The following is an 18,972-nucleotide window of genomic DNA, read 5'->3' as shown; positions in this document are numbered from 1 at the left end:
TCCGGGCGGATTCGGGAGCGGAGGCGGGGTGGATTCGGCGCGGATTCAGTCGGTGAGTCGGCGGGCCATCCAGATGTCGTCCACATAGCGGCCGTCGATCAGGAACTCCTCGGCCAGCGAGCCCTCGACCACGAAGCCGCAGCTCTCGTACAGCCGTCGGGCCGGGGTGTTCCAGCCGAGCACCCGCAGGCCCAGCTTGCGGGCGCCCCCGGCCCTGGCCGCCGCGCAGGCCGCCTCGACCAGCCGCCGGCCGATGCCCCGGCCGCGCACCGAGTCGTCGACGGCCAGGCCCTGGATCTGCCGGACGTGCCGGTTGGCGGCCAGCGGGGTCGCCGGGACCTGGCGGACGTAGCCGACGATCCGGCCGTCCAGGACGGCGAGCAGGTACTGGTCGGGGGTGTGCCGCTCGTCGAAGATCCCGTCCTCGGCGGACGGCTCCGGGGAGACGTCGGACAGGGTCGACCAGGCGGCGCGGTTGAGCTCGGCGAGTCCGCGCTCGTCCTCGGGGCGGGCCGGGCGGATGGTCAGATCGTCATGGGGGGTCATGCCGCGTGATGCTAATGGGGCGCGTGCGAAAGGTGACAGGTGATAAGAACTGCGAGGATGGGCCCATGCGCATCGCTCTCACAGGCTCCACGGGATTGATCGGTTCGGCGCTCGTCCGCTCCCTGCTGGCGGACGGCCACCAGGTGGTCCGGCTGGTCCGGCACCGCTCCAGGACGGGACCGCAGCCCGACGGCAGCACCGCGATCGGCTGGAACCCGCTGCTCGGCGAGGTCGACCGGGACGGGCTCGCCGGGGTCGAGGCGGTGGTGCACCTGGCCGGCGCCGGGGTCGGCGACCGCCGCTGGTCGGACTCCTACAAGCGGGACATCCGGGAGAGCCGGGTGTACGGCACCGAGACCGTGGCGGTGGCCCTGGCGGCGCTCAAGGAGCCGCCGCGGGTCCTGGTCAGCGCCTCAGCGGTCGGCTGGTACGGGCAGACCGGCGACCGGGTGATCGACGAGGACTCCCCCGCCGGCGACGACTTCCTGGCCGAGGTCTGCCTGGAGTGGGAGGCCGCCGCGCGGCCGGCCGAACGGGCCGGGATCCGGGTCGTCCACCCGCGCACCGGGATGGTGCTCTCCGCCGCGGGCGGGGCCGGCAGCCGGCTGTTCCCGCTGTTCAAGCTGGGTCTGGGCGGGCGGCTCGGCAGCGGTCAGCAGTACTGGAGCTACATCTCGCTGGCCGACGAGGTCGCCGCGCTGCGGTTCCTGATCGACCGGGAGGACCTCTCCGGCGCCTTCAACCTCACCGCGCCCGAGCCGGCCACCAACGCGGAGCTGACCGCGGCGATCGGCCGGGCGCTGCGGCGGCCGACCCCGTTCCCGGTGCCGGAGGCCGTGCTCAAGGTGGTGCTCGGGGAGCTGGCGGTCGAGGTGGTGGGCAGCCACCGGGTGGTGCCGCGGCGGCTGCTGGAGGCGGGCTTCCGGTTCGCGCACCCGGATCTGGACTCGGCGGTGCGGGCGGCGCTGTGACGGGCTCGTGCGCGGTGCGCTGACGCGCTCGGGCGGTGGCGCGCTGACGGGCTCGCGAGCGGTGCGGTGACGGGCTCGCGCGTTGGCGCGGCGCCGCGTCGTCCTGCGTAGTCCCGCTACGGCATTCGCCCTGGCCATCGGCATATGCCGAGCGGGGTGGGAGGAGACTCGGGAGGGGCTCCGGGAGGGGGCGCACGGGAGCACACGACGGGCGCGTCGCACGCCCCCGGTGACCGTGCGCGCCCGTCTGCCCGGTAACGCGGCTGCCACGGCGCACTGTCCGTGACCACGCCCCCGCCCGGTGCCGCACAACCCCTCCCGACCCCCGCATCCGGTTCATCGCACTTGTCTGATGCTCACACTGACTGGGCATCACCTTCCTCGGACCGTGTCCCGGCACCCCGCTGCCTGCGTCGGCCGGAGCCCCGGGACCAGGGAGGGAGCACCCCAGTGCCCACGTACGACTTCACCCGCCGCGCCCGCCGACCGTCCGACCCGGACGTCGTCGTGGTCGGCGCCGGACTCGCGGGCCTGGCCGCCGCCCGCGCACTCACCGGCCACGGCGTCACCGTTCAGGTCCTGGAGACCACCGACCGGATCGGCGGCCGAATGGCCACCCGCTCAGTGGACGGCTTCCGCCTCGACGACGGCAGCCACCTGCTGAACACCGCCTTCCCCGAGCTGCGCCGGACGCTCGACCTCGACCGCCTGGACCTGCGCCCGCTCGCGCCCGGCGTACTCGTGCACAGCGGCGGCCGCCGCTACCGCGCCGGGGATCCGCAGCTCACCGCCGCCCGGCAGGCCGCGCTCCGGGCCCCGCTCGGCAGCCCGCTGGACAAGGCCCGCCTCGGCAGCTGGCTCGGCCGGATCGCCACCACCCCGGCCGGCCGGCTGCAGGCCCGCCCGGAGACCACCGCCGCCCGCGCGCTGACCGGCCACGGACTCGCCCAGCGCAGCATCGACGGGTTCCTGCGCCCGCTGCTGAGCGCCCTGCTCGGCGACCCGACCCTCGGCACCAGCAGCCGGGTCGCCGACCTGGTGCTGCGCTCGTACGCGCGCGGCCGGCTCTGTCTGCCCGCCGACGGGATCGCGGCCGTGCCGGCCCAGCTGGCCGCCACGCTGCCCGCCGGCACCGTACGGACCGGGGTGCAGGTCACCTCGATCGGCGCCGACGGCGTGGAGACCCTCACCCACGGGCGGATCGGCGCCCAGGCCGTGGTGGTGGCCACCGACGCCCGCTCCGCCGCCGAACTGCTGCCCGGGCTGCGGCTGCCGGCCTTCCACCCCGTCACCACCTTCTTCCACGCCGCCGACCGCGCCCCGCTCAACGAGGCCGTGCTGCTGCTCGACGCCGACCGGCCGAACGGGCACCCGCCGCTGGTCTCGCACTCGCTGGTGCTCAGCGAGCTGCACCCGTCCTACGCCCCGGCCGGACAGGCTCTGGTCGCCACCACCGTGCTCGGCCGGCGTTCCTTCGACGCGGGCGGCCCGGCCGGACTGGAACCGGCCGTTCGAGCCCGGCTCGCGGAGCTGTACGGCACCTCGACGGCGGACTGGCAGTTCCTCAGCGTGCGGCACGTCCCGGACGCGCTGCCCGCGATGCCGCCGCCGCACAACCCCCGCCGCCCGGTGCGGGTACTGGCCGGGCTGTACGTCGCCGGGGACCACCGGGACACCAGCACCGTGCAGGGCGCGCTGGTCTCCGGGCGGCGGGCGGCGCAGGCGGTGCTGGGCGACCTGGGCCTGCCGGCCGGTTCGCGGGAGGCGGAGGCGGCGGCCTGAGCGCCGGTGGCTTCCTGGGGCGGTGACCCGGATTGTCGTGCTCCGGGCGGTGACCCGGCCGGTGCGGGCACGCGAGCGGTCTGCCGGGGTGACAGACCGACGGTGTGCCGGGCCGGAAGCCCTGGGGCTCCGATGCTGCGAGGCTCCGGGCCGAGAGCTGATGAGCTCCCGGCCCGGTCGCCCCTGGGGCCGTTCCGGGCGGGCGGTTCAGATCACCCCCGCCTGGCGGGCCGTCTCCTCGAAGGCTCGGGCCACCTGGCTGCCCCGGTACGGGGTGAGGCGGCGGTGGAAGTCCCGGACGTACTCGAGCGAGCGGGCCGAGCGCATCTCCCCCGCCGCCCGCAGCGCGTCGGTGGCCATGGTGCAGGCCTCGTCGAGGTCCCCCATGCCGAGCCGGGCGGTGGCCAGCACCAGCCGGCAGAAGATCCGGCTGCGCGCGTACGCGGGCGAGCGCAGCCGCAGCGACTTCTCGGCGTGCTGCGCGGAGGTGCGCCACTGCTGGAGGTCGCGGTAGCAGTGGGCGAACTCGTCCGAGAGCTGGGCCTCGTCGAAGTACCGTGCCCAGGCGGGCAGTTCGTCGCCCGTACGGGAGGCCGCGAGCGAGCGCTCGGCCCGTACCAGTGCCGTGGTGCAGGAGCGGACGTCGCCCAGCAGGCCGTGCCCGCGCGCCTCGGCGGCGTGCATCAGCGACTGGACCACCGGCGGGACGGCCGTGCCGACGCCCTGCTGGGCGACCCGGGCGAGCTGGACGGCCTCCCGACCGTGGCCCAGGTGGACGGCCTGCTGGCTCATCGTCACCAGGACGTAGCCGCCGAGCGCGCGGTCCCCGGCAGCCTGGGAGAGGCGCAGCGCCTGGACGAAGTAGCGCTGGGCGAGGCCGTGCGCGGCGATGTCGAAGGACGTCCAGCCGGCCAGCCTGGTCAGGTCGGCGACGGCGCCGAACAGAGCCCGGCCGATCTGCTCGCCGTAGCGGCCGCGCAGCATCGGCTCGGCCTCGCTCTCCAGGTAGCGGACCAGCGCCTGACGGGCGTGGCCGCCGCCGTAGGCGTGGTCGAGCGCGCGGAAGAGGTCGCCGACGGCTCGGATGGCGGCGATGTCGCCGCGGCCGACCCGCAGGGCGGGGCGGGCCTCGCGGGTCGGGTCGGGGTACGGCGGTTCGACGGTGGTGGGCGGGCGTCGGCTCTGGGTGGGCACCCGACCGATGGGGGCGGCGGTGCCGGTGGTGCCGGAGGTGCTGCGGGCGCCGGGGCCGCCCGGGGCTCCCGGGGCGCTGACGGGTTGGGTGCGCGCCGGGCTCAGGACGGGTGAGCCGGGCGCGCCCGGGGCGGCGGGCGGCGGTGCCCCGGGTGCGGCGCCGAGCGCACCGGCGGCGTCCGGGCGGCCCAGGGTGGAGCCGTCCCGGGCGACCCGTTCGTCGGTGCGGCCGATCAGCCAGTCGCGGCTGGGGACGACCAGGCCGGCCGGGGTGAAGGCGATCCGGCGCAGCTCGGACTGCGGGCCGTTGTCCTTGCGCCACATGCTCGCCACGATGTCCACCGCCTCCTGCGGGGTCTCGGCGAACTCCAGGCCCGCGTAGACCGGGGCGCAGGCGTCCAGGCCGAGGTCCTGGGCGGTGAGGCGGCGGCCGAGGCGGCGGGTGAAGACCTCGGCGATCAGGGCCGGGGTGGCGCCGCGGGGCTGCTGTCCGCGCAGCCAGCGGGTGACCGAGGTCTTGTCGTAGCGCAGGTCGAGACCGTGCTCCAGGCCGAGCTGGTCGACCCGGCGGGCCAGGCCGGCGTGCGAGAAACCGGCCTCCTCGATCAGGGCGGCGAGCTGGCCGTTCTGCGGCGCCGGGCCGGAGTGGCCGGTGTGACTGCCGTGGCCTCCGCCGGTCGCGGGGGCGGCGGTGGCTTCGTGCCGGGCGGGTGTGGCCTGTGCGGGCAGCCGCAGTTCGTCGGCGGTCGGGGCGTCGGCGGTCAGCGTGTCAGCGGTCAGCGTGTCGCCGGTCAGCGTGTCGGCGGTCAGGGCGTCGGGGGCGTCCGGAAGGGCCCGGCCGACCGGGCCTCGGCGCTGGCCGAGCGGGTCGAGCGGTCCGTACGCCGGGCTGTCGGTTGCAGGCCGTTGGGGCATGTCAGTCAACACCTCTCGGACGTCGCACCGGGCTCCACCAGCACTTCGGCTCGCCCGGGGCGGCGCCCCCTGTCGGGAATCGGCGTGAATGTAGCGAGCATTCGGGCGCTATGGGTGGATCTGACCGAGCAATCCTCCGAACGGGTGAAGCAACCGCGTCCATTGTGGGGAAGCCAGGTCAGGATGGGTTTGGCTGTCCGGCCTCGAACCGTCGATCGACACTCGTAGTGGTTGCCGCCATGGTCAGCGGGCCTGCTGTGTCGGTCCGCCACATGGGAGGCACGTCGCCTGATTCCTACCGTTCTGGGCCATGGACACCTCTACTGCCCGCCCGCTCGACGGCCGCACGGCCCTGGTCACCGGGGCCGCCTCGGGCATCGGCCGAGCCTGCGCCGAAACCCTCGCCGGGGCCGGCGCCCGGGTCTACGTCGTCGACCTCGCGGCCGTTCCGGCCCGGGAGCTCGCGGACCGGATCGGCGGGCACGCGATCGTCGCGGACCTCGCCGATCCCGAGGCCGTGGACGCCCTGCCGGCCGACGCCGACATCGTGGTCAACAACGCCGGCCTCCAACACGTCGCGCCCGTGCACGAGTTCCCGGTCGACCGCTTCACCCTCATCCAACGCGTCATGGTCGAGGCCCCGTTCCGCATCCTGCGCCGCACGCTCCCGCACATGTACGGGCGGGGGTGGGGCCGGGTCGTCAACGTCTCCTCGGTCCACGGCCTGCGCGCCAGCGCCTTCAAGTCCGCGTACGTCACCGCCAAGCACGCCCTGGAAGGGCTCAGCAAGACCGTCGCCCTGGAGGGCGCCCCCTACGGCGTGACCAGCAACTGCCTCAACCCGGGCTACGTCCGAACTCCCTTGGTGGAGAAGCAGATCGCCGCCCAGGCCCTGGCCCACGGCATCCCCGAGGACGAGGTCGTCGAACAGATCATGCTCGACCGCACCGCCGTCAAGCGCCTCATCGAACCCGCCGAGGTCGCCCAACTCGCCCTCTGGCTCTGCACCCCGCCCGCCGCCTACATCACCGGCGCCAGCCTCCCCATCGACGGCGGCTGGACGGCGCACTGAGCCCGTTCCGCTCCTCGGGGCGTTCGACCTGAAACAGGAGGTCGCGGCTTCGGCGCAGCCGGAGCCGCGACGGGCCGGCCGGAAGCAGGGGGCAGGGGTGGTCATGGGGTGGGCGACCACATCTGGCCCATGGGCTGCGTGGGTCAACCACATAGTCCCGGGAGCGTGGGGTTCCTACCTTGTGGCGACACCGTCCCCCTGGATCTGGAAGTGGTGACCCATGGAAGCCCCCGCACGTGGTTCGGCGGCGAGCAGTTCACTCCCGAGAGTGGTGGCTGCGAGCCTGATCGGCACGACGATCGAGTGGTACGACTACTTCTTGTACGGAACGGCCGCGGCCCTGGTGTTCGGGAAGCTGTTCTTCCCCAACACCGATCCGCTGACCGGGACGCTGCTCTCGTTCCTGACCTATGCGATCGGGTTCGCGGCGCGGCCGATCGGGGCGCTGGTGTTCGGGCACTTCGGGGACCGGATCGGGCGGAAGAAGCTGCTGGTGGTGAGCCTGCTGCTGATGGGCGGGTCGACCGCGGCGATCGGGCTGCTGCCGACGTACGACTCGGTCGGGGTGGCGGCGCCGGTGCTGCTGACGGCACTGCGGCTGGTGCAGGGGTTCGCGCTCGGCGGCGAATGGGGAGGCGCGGTACTGCTGGTCTCGGAGCACGGGGACCAGCGGCGGCGGGGGTTCTGGGCCTCGTGGCCGCAGGGCGGGGCGCCGGCCGGGAACCTGCTGGCGGCGGGCGTGCTGTCGCTGATGACGGCGGTGCAGTCGGAGAGCGCGTTCCTGGCGTGGGGGTGGCGGGTGCCGTTCCTGCTGTCGGCGGTGCTGGTCGGGGTCGGGATGTGGATCCGGCTGGCCGTGGAGGAGTCCCCGCTGTTCCGGCAGGCGGTGGCGAACCGGCCCGAGACCGAACGGGCCCCGCTGGTGGGGGTGTTGCGGCACCACTGGCGGGAGGTGCTGGTGGCCATGGGCGCGCGGATGGCGGAGAACATCTCGTACTACGTGATGACGACCTTCGTGCTGACCTACGCCGTCACCCGCGCGCACTTCGACAAGCAGAGCGCGCTGAACGCCGTACTCATCGCCTCCGCGATCCAGTTCGCGCTGATCCCGCTGTTCGGGGCGCTCTCGGACCGGGTCGGGCGAAAGCCCGTGTACCTGGTCGGCGCGGCCGGCGTCGGGGTGTGGGCGTTCGTGTTCTTCGGGATGGTGGACACCAGGTCGTTCGGGGCCCTGGTGGCAGCGGTGAGCGTCGGGTTGGTGTTCCACAGCGCGATGTACGCTCCGCAGGCGGCCTTCTTCTCCGAGCTGTTCGCGACCAGGCTGCGGTACTCGGGGGCCTCCATAGGGGCCCAGTTCGCCTCCGTGGCGGCGGGCGCGCCCGCCCCGCTGATCGCGACCGCGCTGCTCAAGGACTACGGCAGCGCCACGCCGATCTCGGTGTACGTGGCCGTCGCGGCGGCGCTCACCGTGCTGGCGGTGCTGTGCGCGAGGGAGACCAGGGGGCAGGACCTCGCCGAGGTCGAGAAGCCGGCAGCGGACGGCGCCACGGTCGAAAGGCCCGCTGTGGCCCGAGAGTCGAGCCGATAGCATCGCGAGTTCTCGGCACCGACGGAACCGACGCCGATTGGCGGCCCGCACCATGAACCACGCGCCATGAACCACCCCGACGAGAGCGCCGCGCCCGCGCTGCGGCGGTTGCTCGACCTGCTCGCCTCCGGCGCCGCCACCGAGGACTTCGCCGAGGTGCTGGCCGACGCCCGCCGCCGCGGGGCGTCGGCCGGCGTCCTCGCCGAGATCGACGACGCCACCTGGCAGGCCTTGCGGGTCCACCGCACCCTGCGTCAACACCGGCGTCGCGAAGCCGAGTTGACAGCACTGTTCGACACCGCCGGGGACCTCGCCGCATCCCGGGACCTGGACACCGTGCTGCAGGCGATCGTCCGCCGGGCCCGGATGCTGCTCGGCACCGACACCGCGTACCTGACCCTGCCGGACGAGGCCGCCGGCGACACCTACATGCGGGTCACCGACGGCTCGGTCTCCGTCCTGTTCCAGACCCTGCGGCTCAGCCTCGGCGACGGCCTGGGCGGACTGGTCGCCCAGACCGCCCGCCCGTACGCGACCCCCGACTACCGCACCGACGAACGCTTCCACCACACCGGCACGATCGACGCCGGCGTGCTGGACGAGGGCCTGGTCGCGATCATCGGGGTGCCGCTGCTGCTCGGCGGGCAGGTCATCGGCGTCCTGTTCGCCGCCGACCGCTCCCCGCGCGCCTTCTCCCCCGACGAGGTCGCCCTGCTCTGCACCCTGGCCGCGCACGCCGCGATCGCCCTGGACACCGCCAAGTCGCTGGCCGACACCCGGGCCGCACTCGCCGAGCTGAACACCGCCAACGAGCTGGTCCGGGCCCACTCGGCCGCCGTCCAGCGCGCCGAGCAGGCGCACGACCGGCTCACCGACCTGGTGCTGCGCGGCGCCGAGGTGCCGGACGTGGCCGCCGCCGTCGCCCACCTGCTGGACGGGGAGATAGCCGTCCTGGACGCCGAGGGCGAGCCGCTGGCCGGGCGGCCCGCACCCGCCGCCGAACTGGCCGGGGCGGCGGCCGCCTCCCGGGCCGAGGGCCGCTCCGTACGGCACGGCGAGCTGTGGGTGTGCGCGGTGCTGGCCGGGCACGACACCCTCGGCACCCTGGTGCTGCGCGGCCGGCCCGACCTCGACGACGCCGACCGGCGGCTGTTCGAGCGGGCCGGCGTGGTCACCGCGCTGCTCCTGCTGCTGCGCCGCTCGGTCGCGGAGACCGAGAACCGGGTCCGCGGCGAGCTGCTCACCGACCTGCTCACCGCCCCCGAACGCGACCCGGCCGGGCTCACCGCCCGCGGCCGCCGGCTCGGGGTCGACCTCGCCCGGCCGCACCTGGTGCTGGTCGCGGAACCCGCCGATCGTGACGACGACGACCGGGGGCGGCTGGCGGGCGCGGCCCGGCGCTACCTGTTCGGCTCCCGCGGCGTCAGCGCCGAGCACGGCGAGGCGGTGGTGCTGCTGGTGCCCGTCGCGCCGGGCGACACCGACGATCCGGAGCACACCGCCGAGTCGACCGCCCGGCACGCCGCCGAGCGACTGGCCCGGCTGGCGGGCTTCCCGGTCACCGTCGGCGCCGGCCGACGCGCCGCAGGCCCGGCCGCGCTGGCCGCCTCGTACGGCGAGGGCCTGCGCTGCGTGCGCGCCCTGCGGGTGCTCGGCCGCGCCGGGGAGGGCGCCTCGGCCCGCGCGCTGGGCTTCCTCGGGGTGCTGCTCGGCGACGGCCACGACGTGGACGGCTTCGTCGGCGCCGCGCTCGGCCCGCTGCTCGCCTACGACGCCCGCCGCGGCACCGAGCTGGTGCGCACCCTGCGCGCCTACTTCGACTGCGGCGGCAGCCTCACCCGGGCCAAGGACGAGCTGCACGTCCACGTGAACACGGTGGTGCAGCGGCTGGACCGGGTCGAGGCCCTGCTCGGGCACGACTGGAACCAGCCGGAACGGTCGCTGGAGCTGCAGTTGGCGCTGCGCCTGCAGTTGCTCAGCGGAGGCGGAGACGGGGGCGGAGCCGGCTGAACGGTACGGCCGATCGGGTGACACGGCCGTGGGCGTACAGTGGCCGGGTTGGTCTCGAACGCCTGGCAAGGAGCGGCAGCGGTGAACGAGCGGAGCGAGCGAACAATCGGCCGGGACGCGTCTCGCGAAGCGACCGCCGAGCGAAGCGAGGTGGGCGCATGAGCGAGAACGTGCGTTTCGTTCGCTTGGGCATAGGCGAGCACGTCGTGCCGTACGAGGAGGCGTGGGAGGAGCAGCAGCGCCTGCACGCCCTGCGGGTCGCGGACGAGATCCCCGACACCGTGCTGCTGCTGGAGCACCCGCCCGTCTACACCATGGGCAAGCGCACCAACCCCGCCGACCTGCCGCTGGACGGCACCCCGGTGGTCGAGGTCAACCGGGGCGGCGAGATCACCTGGCACGGCCCCGGCCAGCTGGTCGGCTACCCGATCATCAAGCTGCCCGACCCGATCGACGTGATCGCCTACGTCCGCCGGCTGGAGGAGGCGCTGATCCGCTCCGCCGCCGACTTCGGCATCGAAACCACCCGGGTCGAGGGCCGCAGCGGGGTCTGGGTGCTCGGCGAGAACATCCCGGACGCCGTGGTGGACCCGTCCGAGGTGGTGGACATCGGCAAGCTGACCCTGCGGCTGGGCCTGCCGCTGGGCATCGACCCGAGGCTGGCCGGGCCGGAGTACGCGCCCTCCAACGCCGGACAGCGCGGCGGCGACCGCAAGCTCGCGGCGATCGGCGTACGGGTCGCCCGCGGGGTGACCATGCACGGCTTCGCGCTCAACTGCGACCCCGACATGACGTACTTCGACAAGATCGTGCCGTGCGGCATCCGGGACGCGGGCGTCGCCTCGCTGGCCGGTGAGCTGGGGCGCGGCGTCCCGGTGAGCGAGGCGCTGCCCTCGGTCGAGCGGCACCTGAAGGACGTGCTGGCCGAGCTGCCGGAGCCGGCGCTCAGCCGCTGAATCCCCCGCGAGTTCGTCCAACGAGCGGGACCCACTGGGAATCTACTCGCCGGTAGCCACGTTGCCCTGCGATTGCAGGGCGGCAGGCCCCGCGAAGGCCGCACAACCACAGGCGTACCCTGGGGGTACCCCGTCTAGTTCTAGGAGTCGCACGTGTCCGCTGTCGCGCCCGACGGCAGGAAGCTGCTCCGCCTGGAGGTCCGCAACAGCGAGACCCCCATCGAGCGGAAGCCCGAGTGGATCAAGACCCGCGCGAAGATGGGCCCGGAGTACAACGCCCTCCAGTCGCTGGTGAAGAAGGAGGGGCTGCACACGGTCTGCCAGGAGGCCGGCTGCCCCAACATCTTCGAGTGCTGGGAGGACCGCGAGGCGACCTTCCTCATCGGCGGCGACCAGTGCACCCGCCGCTGCGACTTCTGCCAGATCGACACCGGCAAGCCCGCCGAGTTCGACCGCGACGAGCCGCGCCGGGTCGCCGAGTCCATCGTCACCATGGACCTCAACTACGCCACCATCACCGGCGTCGCCCGCGACGACCTGGAGGACGGCGGCGCCTGGCTGTACGCCGAGACCGTGCGCCAGGTGCACGCGATGACCGCCGATCGCGCCGGCGGCCGCACCGGCGTCGAGCTGCTCATCCCCGACTTCAACGCGGTGCCCGAGCAGCTGGCCGAGGTCTTCTCCTCCCGCCCCGAGGTGCTCGCGCACAACGTCGAGACCGTCCCGCGCATCTTCAAGCGGATCCGTCCGGCCTTCCGCTACGAGCGCTCGCTGGACGTCATCACCCAGGCCCGCGCGGCCGGGCTGGTCACCAAGTCCAACCTGATCCTGGGCATGGGCGAGACCCGCGAGGAGATCAGTCAGGCACTGGCCGACCTGGTCGGGGCCGGCTGCGAGCTGATCACCATCACCCAGTACCTGCGGCCCTCGCTGCGCCACCACCCGGTCGAGCGCTGGGTGAAGCCGCAGGAGTTCGTCGAGCTCCAGGAGGAGGCCGAGGAGCTGGGCTTCGCGGGTGTCATGTCGGGGCCGCTGGTGCGTTCGTCGTACCGGGCCGGCCGGCTGTACCGGCAGGCGCTGGAGCGGCGCGAGCAGGCCGCGGTCTGACCCCTGGAGCGATTTCGCGCCATGTCGGCCATTGGAAGGGCGGAGCTGCGGCTCCGCCCTTCCGGCGTTCACCCCGCTTTGACTGCCTGGTCACGGACTGGTAACACGGGGTGGGGACGATGGACGTCCGGTAGGCGTTCGATTCTTCTCAGCCACGGCTCAGCCACGACAGTCGCAAAGGAGCTGTTCGGGATGCAGATGCAGGTGCGGATCCGCTCGGTGGGAGCGGCGCTGCGGTTCGCCGAGAGCGTCCTGCTGGCGCCCGGCCAGCGGCACGCGCGCCGCAACGCCTGGGCGGCGGTGTGCGAGAACCGCGAGTACGCGGCGGACCGGCGGCACGACGCCCTCGGGTCCTCGAGGGCGTCGGCGGGGGCGGCGCCGGCCCCGGGGGCACGGTCCGTACGGCAGTGAGGTCCTGACGTCGCTGTGCGCGACGGTGAACGGGCACACGGGTCACGGTTCGGGCGAACGGGTACCCGGGCTTGGATATCCCGTACCCGCGCCACGTACCATGAGCGTTATGGCGAGGGAAACATCCGAGAACCCCGGGCGACTGAAGCAGATCCGCCTGGCGTACACCATGACCAAGAAGGTCGACACCAAGATCGGCCTGATCATCGCCGGCGTCGGCCTGCTGACCTTCGGCGTGTTCCTCGCCATCGGCTTCGCAATCGACCACCCCGTCTACCTGGGCATCCTGGGCTTCATCGTGGCCGTCCTGGCCATGGCGATCGTCTTCGGGCGCCGGGCCGAGCGCGCCGCGTTCGGGCAGATGGAGGGGCAGCCGGGTGCCGTGGCCGCGGTGCTGAACAACATCCGGCGCGGCTGGAGTTCCAGCTCCACCCCGGTGGCGGTCACCCGCAACCAGGACGCGGTCTACCGCGCGGTGGGCCGGGCCGGTATCGCGCTGATCGGCGAGGGCAACCCGAACCGGGTGCGCCAGCTGCTGGCCTCCGAGAAGAAGAAGATGGCCCGTGTGGTCGGCGACGTGCCGGTGCACGACATCGTGGTGGGCAACGGCGAGGGCGAGATCCCGCTGAAGAAGCTGCAGATCCACCTGATGCGCCTGCCCCGCGCCATCACCGCCGCACAGGTCACCGAGACCAACGACCGCCTGCGCGCCCTGGGCGACCTGCTCTCCAAGGCGCCGATCCCCAAGGGCCCGATGCCCAAGGGCGCGCGGATGCCCAAGGGCGGCCAGGCCCGCTGACCCTCCCTCCCCCGTTCACGACGACGGCCCCGCTCCGGAAGCTTCCGGAGCGGGGCCGTTCCATGTCGTGCGAGGGGTGACGCGTTCTCGGTCCGTTTCCGGGACCGGGTCGGGTCCGATGCCGGGACCGGGTCCGGTTGCGCCAGCGGGTCCGGTGCTGGATCAGTGCTGGATCGGTGTCAGATCCGGACCTCGACGGTGCCGACGGCCTTGTCGTGCAGCCCGCGGGTGTCGCGGTCCCAGACCAGCGGCGGCACCACCAGGCAGAGCAGCAGGGTGCGCAGCAGCACCTGCGGGATGGTCGCGCGGCGGCCGTCCAGGCGGACCACCCGGAGGCCGAACAGCCGCTTGCCGAGGGTCGTGCCGGTGGTGGAGAGCAGGAGGACCGCGACCAGGAAGAAGAGCGGGAGGGTCCACAGGTTGGCCTCGGCCGGGTCGCCCTTGGCGAGCATGCCGAAGGAGACCAGCGAGACCAGCCAGCCGTCCACGAACAGGGCGCCGATCCGTCGGCCGGGGCCGGCGATCGAGCCGGGGCCCTCCTTGGGCAGCCCGAGGCGTTCGCCGCGGTAGCCGAAGTCGGCGCCCATCTTCTCGGCGGCGGCCTTGGGGCCGTCGATCCACGATCCCAACGCTTCTCTGGTGTCCACGAATCCACACTAACCGGGCTCACGCCGCACCCCGGCACCGGCTCCCTCCCGGCGGGGCGCGGCCGGAGGCCCGTCCGGGGTCCGCCCGCCGCCTGCCGGGGGCCGGTCCACGACCGGGTGAATCCCGCTCGCCGCACTGACCAAGTGGTCCAGACCACTTCTGCGACGACCCCCAGGTCGGCGGGTCGATTTGCCCTGGCCCGTACGATTTTGCCGCCCGTTCGGCGGTCGCGGTTAACATCTAGGAAACGAGCGGGTCACCGGCCGGAAACGCCCCATTCCTAGGGTGAGCCCAATTCGCACGCCGAGGAGGATGGATGTTCAACAACGCCGCCGAAGTGAAGCAGTACATCCAGGACAACGACGTGAAGTTCGTCGACGTCCGCTTCTGCGATCTGCCGGGCGTCATGCAGCACTTCTCCGTACCTGCGGCGACCTTCGATCCGTCCGAGACCCTGATGTTCGACGGTTCGTCGATCCGCGGCTTCCAGGCCATCCACGAGTCCGACATGGCCCTCGTGCCGGACCTCGCCACCGCCCGCCTCGACCCCTTCCGGGCCGAGAAGCACCTCAACATCAACTTCTTCATCCAGGACCCGGTCACCGGCGAGGCCTACAGCCGCGACCCGCGCAACGTCGCCAAGAAGGCCGAGGCCTACCTGGCCTCCTCCGGCATCGCCGACACCGCCTTCTTCGGGCCCGAGGCCGAGTTCTACGTCTTCGACTCGGCACGGTTCGAGACCAGCGCCAACGCGTCCTTCTACCACATCGACTCGGAGGCCGGCGCCTGGAACTCCGGCGCCGCCGAGGGCGACGTGCGCGGCTACAAGGTCAAGTACAAGGGCGGCTACTTCCCCACCCCGCCGGTCGACCACTTCGCCGACCTGCGCGCCGAGATGTCCCTGGAGCTGGCCAAGTCCGGTCTGGAGGTCGAGCGCCAGCACCACGAGGTCGGCACGGCCGGCCAGGCCGAGATCAACTACAAGTTCAACACCCTGCTGCACGCCGCCGACGACCTGATGCTGTTCAAGTACATCATCAAGAACGTCGCGTGGCGGAACGGCAAGACGGCCACCTTCATGCCCAAGCCGATCTTCGGCGACAACGGCTCCGGCATGCACGTCCACCAGTCGCTGTGGAGCGAGGGCTCCCCCCTCTTCTACGACGAGCAGGGCTACGCCGGCCTCTCCGACACCGCCCGCTACTACATCGGCGGCCTGCTCCGGCACGCCCCCTCGCTGCTGGCGTTCACCAACCCCTCGGTGAACTCCTACCACCGCCTCGTCCCGGGCTTCGAGGCACCCGTCAACCTGGTCTACTCCCAGCGCAACCGCTCGGCCGCCATCCGCATCCCGATCACCGGCTCCAACGCCAAGGCCAAGCGCATCGAGTTCCGCGCCCCGGACCCGTCCTCCAACCCGTACCTGGCCTTCTCCGCCATGCTGATGGCCGGCCTCGACGGCATCCGCAACAAGATCGAGCCGCTGGAGCCCGTCGACAAGGACCTCTACGAGCTCGCGCCCGAGGAGCACGCCAACGTCCCCCAGGTGCCCTCCTCCCTCCCGGCCGTCCTGGAGGCCCTCGAAGCCGACCACGAGTACCTCCTCGCCGGGAACGTCTTCACGCCGGACCTGATCGAGACCTGGATCGACTTCAAGCGCACCAACGAGATCGCCCCGATCGCCCTCCGCCCCCACCCGCACGAGTTCGAGCTCTACTACGACCTGTAAGGGCCGCAGTCCGTCGAGTCGTGCCCCGGCCGGAACCTCCTCCGGCCGGGGCACCGCCGTGTCCCGGGCCGGGAAAACCGGTTGAGGGGGGCGGTTGGATGGGGGGATGGGGAACAAGCGGAGGGTGACGCCGACGGTGTACGTGTCGGTGGACGTGGAGGCCGACGGGCCGATTCCGGGGCCGTACTCGATGGTGAGCTTCGGGGCGGTGGTGGCCGGGTGGGACGACGGGGAGGGGTTCCGGCGCGCGGAGGTGGGGGCGGCGGGGTTCTACCGGGAGCTGCGGCCGATCAGTGCGGAGTACGTCCCGGAGGCCCTGGCGGTGTCCGGGCTGGAGCGGGCGGCGCTGGAGGCCGGCGGGGCGGAGCCGGGGGTGGCACTGCAGGAGTTCGGGCGATGGGTGGAGCGGGTGCGGACCGGGCCGGAGGGGCGGCGGTACCGGCCGGTGATGGTGGCGTACCCGGCGGTGTACGACTGGCAGTTCCTGTACTGGTACCTGATGCGGTTCACCGGCTCCAGCCCGTTCGGGCACTCCGGGTGCCTCGACCTGAAGACGCTGTACGCGGCCCGGGCGGGGGTGCCGTTCGCCGGGATCGGGAAGCGGTCGATGCCCGCGGAGCTGCTGCCGGACCTGCCGCACACACACCACCCCCTGGACGACGCGCGGGAGCAGGCGGTGCTGTTCGCCAATCTGTGGGAGTGGCCGGGCCCCGGGCGCGTCTGACGGTTCCCGGCGGCCCGACGACGCACGCCGGGCGGGAACCGGCGGACGCGCCCTGCTCCGGACGGCCGGGCTCGGGGGTGAGGGAGAGGACGGCGAGGTCGTCGGCCTGCAGGCCGGCGTACCGGTGACGTCCTCGGCCGGGGAGGAGACCAGCCGGTCTCAGCCGGTGGTCAGCGAGCGGTCACCGGACGGTCACCGGGAGCGTCTCGTAACCGCGCAGCACCAGGCGGTCGCGGCGGGTCGGAACGCCGCCCCGGGCGAGCCGGGGGAAACGGTCCAGCAGCGCGGGCACCGCGACCTCGGCCTCCATCCGGGCCAGCTGCGAGCCCAGACAGAAGTGGGTGCCGCCGCCGAAACTGAGCGGCTGACTGTCGGTGCGGGTCGGGTCGAACACCCCGGGCCGCTCGTACCGGGCCGGGTCGTGGTTGGCCGCGCCGATCAGCAGGGTCAGCCCGCTGTCGGCCGGGACGGGCAGGCCCTCGATCGACAGCCCCTCCGCCAGGGCGACCCGCCCGGTGGCCTGGACCGGGGAGTCGAAGCGCAGCACCTCGTCGGTGAACCCGGCCGGGGAGAGGGTGCCGCTGCGCAGCCCGGCGGCCGCCTCCGGGTGGCGGAACAGCAGGGCGAGGCCGTTGCCGAGCAGGTTGGTCGTGGTCTCGAAGCCGGCCACCAGCAGCAGCACCAGGTTGGCCAGCAGTTCCTGGCCGGAGAGCCGCCCGCCGCCGTCGGCGGCGATCCGTGCCAGGTCGCTGACCAGGTCGTCCTGCGGACGGGCCAGCCGCTCGGCGACCAGCTCGGTGAAGTAGCCGGACAGCTCGTCGGCGGCCCGGTCGGCCTCGTCCAGGTCGTCGAGGTCCTGGACGATCTCCAGGGCGACGGTCAGGTCGGAGGCGAGACCGCGGAAGCGGTAGCGGTCCCGCTCCGGGACGCCCAGCAGCTCGCAGATCACCCCGACCGGCAGCCGGAAGGCGAAGGCGTCCATGAAGTCCACCGGGGAGCCGTCGGCGCCCTGCTCGGCCATCCCGTCCAGCAGCCGGCCGACCGCCGCCTCCACGGCCGGGCGCAGTGCGGCGACCCGGCGCGCGGTGAAGACGGAGGCGATCAGCGAGCGGACCCGGGGCTGGTCGGGGGCGTTGCGCTGGAGGATCGAGCGGCCGAACAGGGCCAGCGAGGAGTGCTCGCTGAACTCGGGGGCGAGGCCGGCCATCATGTCGGCGGTCGCCACGCCGAAGGCGGACGTGCGCAGCACCTTGTTGACCGCCGCGTAGCCGCTCACCACGAACATCCCGTCCCCGGCCGGAAGCACCGGGCCGAGCTCGTGCGCCCTGGCGTAGAGCGGGTACGGGTCGTTCCTGACCTCCGTGGTCATCAGCTGCTCGATGATCGCAGCGCCGTCCATGCGGTGCTCCCCTCCGACGTGCCGACGTCCGGTGTGCCGACGTCCGGTGTGCCGACGTCCGGTGTACCGACTGCTGGTGCACCGACTTCCGACGTCCCGGCTCCTGGTTCGTGAACCACCGTTGGGCCCGGCGGAGTTCCCGCTACCGGGGGGTCGGCCGGAGCCTCGATAAGCTGGTGGGCATGGAGATCTGGATCAACCCGCGTTGCAGCAAGTGCCGGACGGCGCTCACCGAGCTGGACGCCGCCGGGGTGGAGTACACCGTGCGGCGCTACCTGGAGGACACGCCGACCGTGGCCGAGCTGGAGCAGGTGCTGGAGCGGCTGGGCCTGGAGCCCTGGGACATCACCCGCACCGACGAGCAGGTCGCGAAGGACCTGGGGATGAAGGACTGGCCCCGGGAGGCGGGCGAGCGGGCGCGCTGGATCGCGGCGATGGCCGAGCACCCCGTGCTGATCCAGCGCCCGATCATCACCGCGGACGACGGGCACGCCGTCGTGGCCCGGACTCCCGAGGCGCTCAAGTCCGTTCTGCCGCAAGGCGCGTGAGGCCCCTGCGGCCCGTCCGGCGGTCAGTGGAGCTGGATCTTCTCCACCGGCCGACCGGGGTGCCAGTTGAGGACCCACAGGGCGTCCCCCTCCAGCGTGGTGTGCACCACCTGCTGGATGTCCAGCCGGAACAGGTGGAACGGGCTGGGAGGCGGCTCGGGCAGGTCCGCCGCGAAGGCGGCGAGCTCGGCCTCGTCGGTGACCTCCACCGCGCGGCCGGAGAGCTTGGAGTCCCCGCCCGTCATGGCCTCGCCCCCCGGGTGCGCGTGCAGCGCGAAGCGGCCGTCCCGCTGGAGGTCGCGCGCCTTGACCGCGCCGTACATCGACCCGAGCCAGACGTCGGCGCCGACGAAGTCGACCTCCGTGCCGCTGACCCGGGGTGAACCGTCCTTGCGCAGCGTCGCCAGGACGTGGTGCTTCTCGGCCTCGAACCGGGCCCGCACCAGGGCCGCGAGTTCGGGTGCCTCCTGCTCGAAATCCTCCCAGGTAGCCATGGCGCCAGTCTGGCACCCGGCACCGACAACCGCCGGGCACGAACGACGCCGTGCGCCGGGCGTCGTCGGTGAGCGGCGG

The 18,972-nt window shown here is 73.2% G+C and carries 17 protein-coding genes; 12 read left to right on the top strand and 5 right to left on the bottom strand.

What is annotated here, in order from left to right; translation table 11 throughout:
- Window positions 1-45 precede the first annotated feature (45 nt).
- Window positions 46-546 carry a GNAT family N-acetyltransferase gene (locus BOQ63_RS31145; RefSeq protein ID WP_030282707.1) on the bottom strand — a complete coding sequence of 167 codons (501 nt, stop codon included), beginning with the start codon at window positions 544-546 and terminating at the stop codon, window positions 46-48.
- Between the two features lie 65 nt (window positions 547-611).
- On the opposite strand from BOQ63_RS31145, the gene BOQ63_RS31140 reads away from it, so the two are divergent.
- Together BOQ63_RS31140 and BOQ63_RS31135 are read left to right on the top strand one after the other, a co-directional pair.
- Entirely contained in the window at window positions 612-1,517 is a 906-nt protein-coding gene (locus BOQ63_RS31140) for a TIGR01777 family oxidoreductase (RefSeq protein WP_072655314.1), read from the top strand.
- A gap of 450 nt (window positions 1,518-1,967) precedes the next feature.
- The gene (locus tag BOQ63_RS31135) at window positions 1,968-3,299 is read left to right on the top strand and encodes an NAD(P)/FAD-dependent oxidoreductase (RefSeq protein ID WP_046387359.1); all 1,332 of its coding nucleotides are present in this window, start codon (window positions 1,968-1,970) and stop codon (window positions 3,297-3,299) included.
- 207 nt (window positions 3,300-3,506) lie between these two features.
- On the opposite strand, the gene BOQ63_RS31130 is transcribed toward BOQ63_RS31135, so the two are convergent.
- Window positions 3,507-5,408, bottom strand: a complete 1,902-nt coding sequence (locus tag BOQ63_RS31130) for an NsdA family TPR-like regulatory protein (RefSeq protein ID WP_223886085.1) — start codon at window positions 5,406-5,408, stop codon at window positions 3,507-3,509.
- Window positions 5,409-5,718: 310 nt separating this feature from the next.
- On the opposite strand from BOQ63_RS31130, the gene BOQ63_RS31125 reads away from it, so the two are divergent.
- From BOQ63_RS31125 to BOQ63_RS31095, 7 genes are all read left to right on the top strand, one after another.
- Complete coding sequence (locus BOQ63_RS31125; protein ID WP_030282699.1) at window positions 5,719-6,480, top strand: 3-hydroxybutyrate dehydrogenase; 762 nt, start codon at window positions 5,719-5,721, stop codon at window positions 6,478-6,480.
- Window positions 6,481-6,700: 220 nt separating this feature from the next.
- Window positions 6,701-8,068 (top strand): MFS transporter, encoded by a 1,368-nt coding sequence (locus BOQ63_RS31120; RefSeq protein ID WP_072655313.1) that lies wholly within the window; start codon window positions 6,701-6,703, stop codon window positions 8,066-8,068.
- A gap of 66 nt (window positions 8,069-8,134) precedes the next feature.
- Window positions 8,135-10,078, top strand: coding sequence for a helix-turn-helix domain-containing protein (locus BOQ63_RS31115; protein WP_150476188.1), 1,944 nt, complete (start codon window positions 8,135-8,137; stop codon window positions 10,076-10,078).
- Window positions 10,079-10,236: 158 nt separating this feature from the next.
- Window positions 10,237-11,034 (top strand): lipoyl(octanoyl) transferase LipB, encoded by a 798-nt coding sequence (lipB, locus tag BOQ63_RS31110; protein ID WP_030282693.1) that lies wholly within the window; start codon window positions 10,237-10,239, stop codon window positions 11,032-11,034.
- Between the two features lie 153 nt (window positions 11,035-11,187).
- On the top strand, window positions 11,188-12,141 hold the full coding sequence (gene lipA, locus BOQ63_RS31105) for a lipoyl synthase (protein ID WP_030282692.1): 954 nt from the start codon (window positions 11,188-11,190) through the stop codon (window positions 12,139-12,141).
- Between the two features lie 192 nt (window positions 12,142-12,333).
- Complete coding sequence (locus BOQ63_RS31100) at window positions 12,334-12,552, top strand: hypothetical protein (RefSeq protein ID WP_030282689.1); 219 nt, start codon at window positions 12,334-12,336, stop codon at window positions 12,550-12,552.
- Between the two features lie 100 nt (window positions 12,553-12,652).
- Window positions 12,653-13,351, top strand: a complete 699-nt coding sequence (locus BOQ63_RS31095) for a DUF4191 domain-containing protein (RefSeq protein ID WP_370863330.1) — start codon at window positions 12,653-12,655, stop codon at window positions 13,349-13,351.
- 179 nt (window positions 13,352-13,530) lie between these two features.
- Here the strand turns inward: BOQ63_RS31095 and BOQ63_RS31090 are convergent, their stop codons facing one another.
- Window positions 13,531-13,998 (bottom strand): RDD family protein, encoded by a 468-nt coding sequence (locus BOQ63_RS31090; protein WP_030282685.1) that lies wholly within the window; start codon window positions 13,996-13,998, stop codon window positions 13,531-13,533.
- Between the two features lie 317 nt (window positions 13,999-14,315).
- Between BOQ63_RS31090 and glnA the strand changes: the two genes are divergently transcribed.
- Both glnA and BOQ63_RS31080 read left to right on the top strand, forming a co-directional pair.
- The gene (glnA, locus tag BOQ63_RS31085; RefSeq protein WP_030282683.1) at window positions 14,316-15,728 is read left to right on the top strand and encodes a type I glutamate--ammonia ligase; all 1,413 of its coding nucleotides are present in this window, start codon (window positions 14,316-14,318) and stop codon (window positions 15,726-15,728) included.
- A gap of 106 nt (window positions 15,729-15,834) precedes the next feature.
- Window positions 15,835-16,452, top strand: coding sequence for a 3'-5' exonuclease family protein (locus tag BOQ63_RS31080; RefSeq protein WP_072655311.1), 618 nt, complete (start codon window positions 15,835-15,837; stop codon window positions 16,450-16,452).
- Window positions 16,453-16,633: 181 nt separating this feature from the next.
- Here the strand turns inward: BOQ63_RS31080 and BOQ63_RS31075 are convergent, their stop codons facing one another.
- Entirely contained in the window at window positions 16,634-17,851 is a 1,218-nt protein-coding gene (locus BOQ63_RS31075) for a cytochrome P450 (protein WP_072655310.1), read from the bottom strand.
- Window positions 17,852-18,033: 182 nt separating this feature from the next.
- Here BOQ63_RS31075 and BOQ63_RS31070 point away from each other — a divergent pair, with 182 nt between their 5' ends.
- Window positions 18,034-18,399: an arsenate reductase family protein gene (locus BOQ63_RS31070; protein ID WP_030282676.1), complete on the top strand. Its 366-nt coding sequence runs from the start codon at window positions 18,034-18,036 to the stop codon at window positions 18,397-18,399.
- 23 nt (window positions 18,400-18,422) lie between these two features.
- Here the strand turns inward: BOQ63_RS31070 and BOQ63_RS31065 are convergent, their stop codons facing one another.
- Window positions 18,423-18,893 (bottom strand): pyridoxamine 5'-phosphate oxidase family protein, encoded by a 471-nt coding sequence (locus BOQ63_RS31065; protein WP_030282673.1) that lies wholly within the window; start codon window positions 18,891-18,893, stop codon window positions 18,423-18,425.
- Window positions 18,894-18,972 lie beyond the last annotated feature (79 nt).

The organism is Streptomyces viridifaciens, assembly GCF_001888885.2.
GTDB classification, from domain to species: domain Bacteria; phylum Actinomycetota; class Actinomycetes; order Streptomycetales; family Streptomycetaceae; genus Kitasatospora; species Kitasatospora aureofaciens.
The sequence above is the reverse complement of the archived record's forward strand: the minus strand, read 5'-3'. Positions and strand labels throughout refer to the sequence as shown.

Excerpts from the sequence above, each read along its gene's own strand:
- BOQ63_RS31145 (WP_030282707.1), bottom strand. The coding sequence starts at position 546 with ATGACCCCCCATGACGATCTGACCATCCGCCCGGCCCGCCCCGAGGAC.
- BOQ63_RS31140 (WP_072655314.1), top strand. The coding sequence starts at position 612 with ATGCGCATCGCTCTCACAGGCTCCACGGGATTGATCGGTTCGGCGCTC.
- BOQ63_RS31130 (WP_223886085.1), bottom strand. The coding sequence starts at position 5,408 with ATGCCCCAACGGCCTGCAACCGACAGCCCGGCGTACGGACCGCTCGAC.
- BOQ63_RS31125 (WP_030282699.1), top strand. The coding sequence starts at position 5,719 with ATGGACACCTCTACTGCCCGCCCGCTCGACGGCCGCACGGCCCTGGTC.
- BOQ63_RS31120 (WP_072655313.1), top strand. The coding sequence starts at position 6,701 with ATGGAAGCCCCCGCACGTGGTTCGGCGGCGAGCAGTTCACTCCCGAGA.
- BOQ63_RS31115 (WP_150476188.1), top strand. The coding sequence starts at position 8,135 with ATGAACCACCCCGACGAGAGCGCCGCGCCCGCGCTGCGGCGGTTGCTC.
- lipB (WP_030282693.1), top strand. The coding sequence starts at position 10,237 with ATGAGCGAGAACGTGCGTTTCGTTCGCTTGGGCATAGGCGAGCACGTC.
- BOQ63_RS31100 (WP_030282689.1), top strand. The coding sequence starts at position 12,334 with ATGCAGATGCAGGTGCGGATCCGCTCGGTGGGAGCGGCGCTGCGGTTC.
- BOQ63_RS31095 (WP_370863330.1), top strand. The coding sequence starts at position 12,653 with ATGAGCGTTATGGCGAGGGAAACATCCGAGAACCCCGGGCGACTGAAG.
- glnA (WP_030282683.1), top strand. The coding sequence starts at position 14,316 with ATGTTCAACAACGCCGCCGAAGTGAAGCAGTACATCCAGGACAACGAC.
- BOQ63_RS31080 (WP_072655311.1), top strand. The coding sequence starts at position 15,835 with ATGGGGAACAAGCGGAGGGTGACGCCGACGGTGTACGTGTCGGTGGAC.
- BOQ63_RS31075 (WP_072655310.1), bottom strand. The coding sequence starts at position 17,851 with ATGGACGGCGCTGCGATCATCGAGCAGCTGATGACCACGGAGGTCAGG.
- BOQ63_RS31070 (WP_030282676.1), top strand. The coding sequence starts at position 18,034 with ATGGAGATCTGGATCAACCCGCGTTGCAGCAAGTGCCGGACGGCGCTC.
- BOQ63_RS31065 (WP_030282673.1), bottom strand. The coding sequence starts at position 18,893 with ATGGCTACCTGGGAGGATTTCGAGCAGGAGGCACCCGAACTCGCGGCC.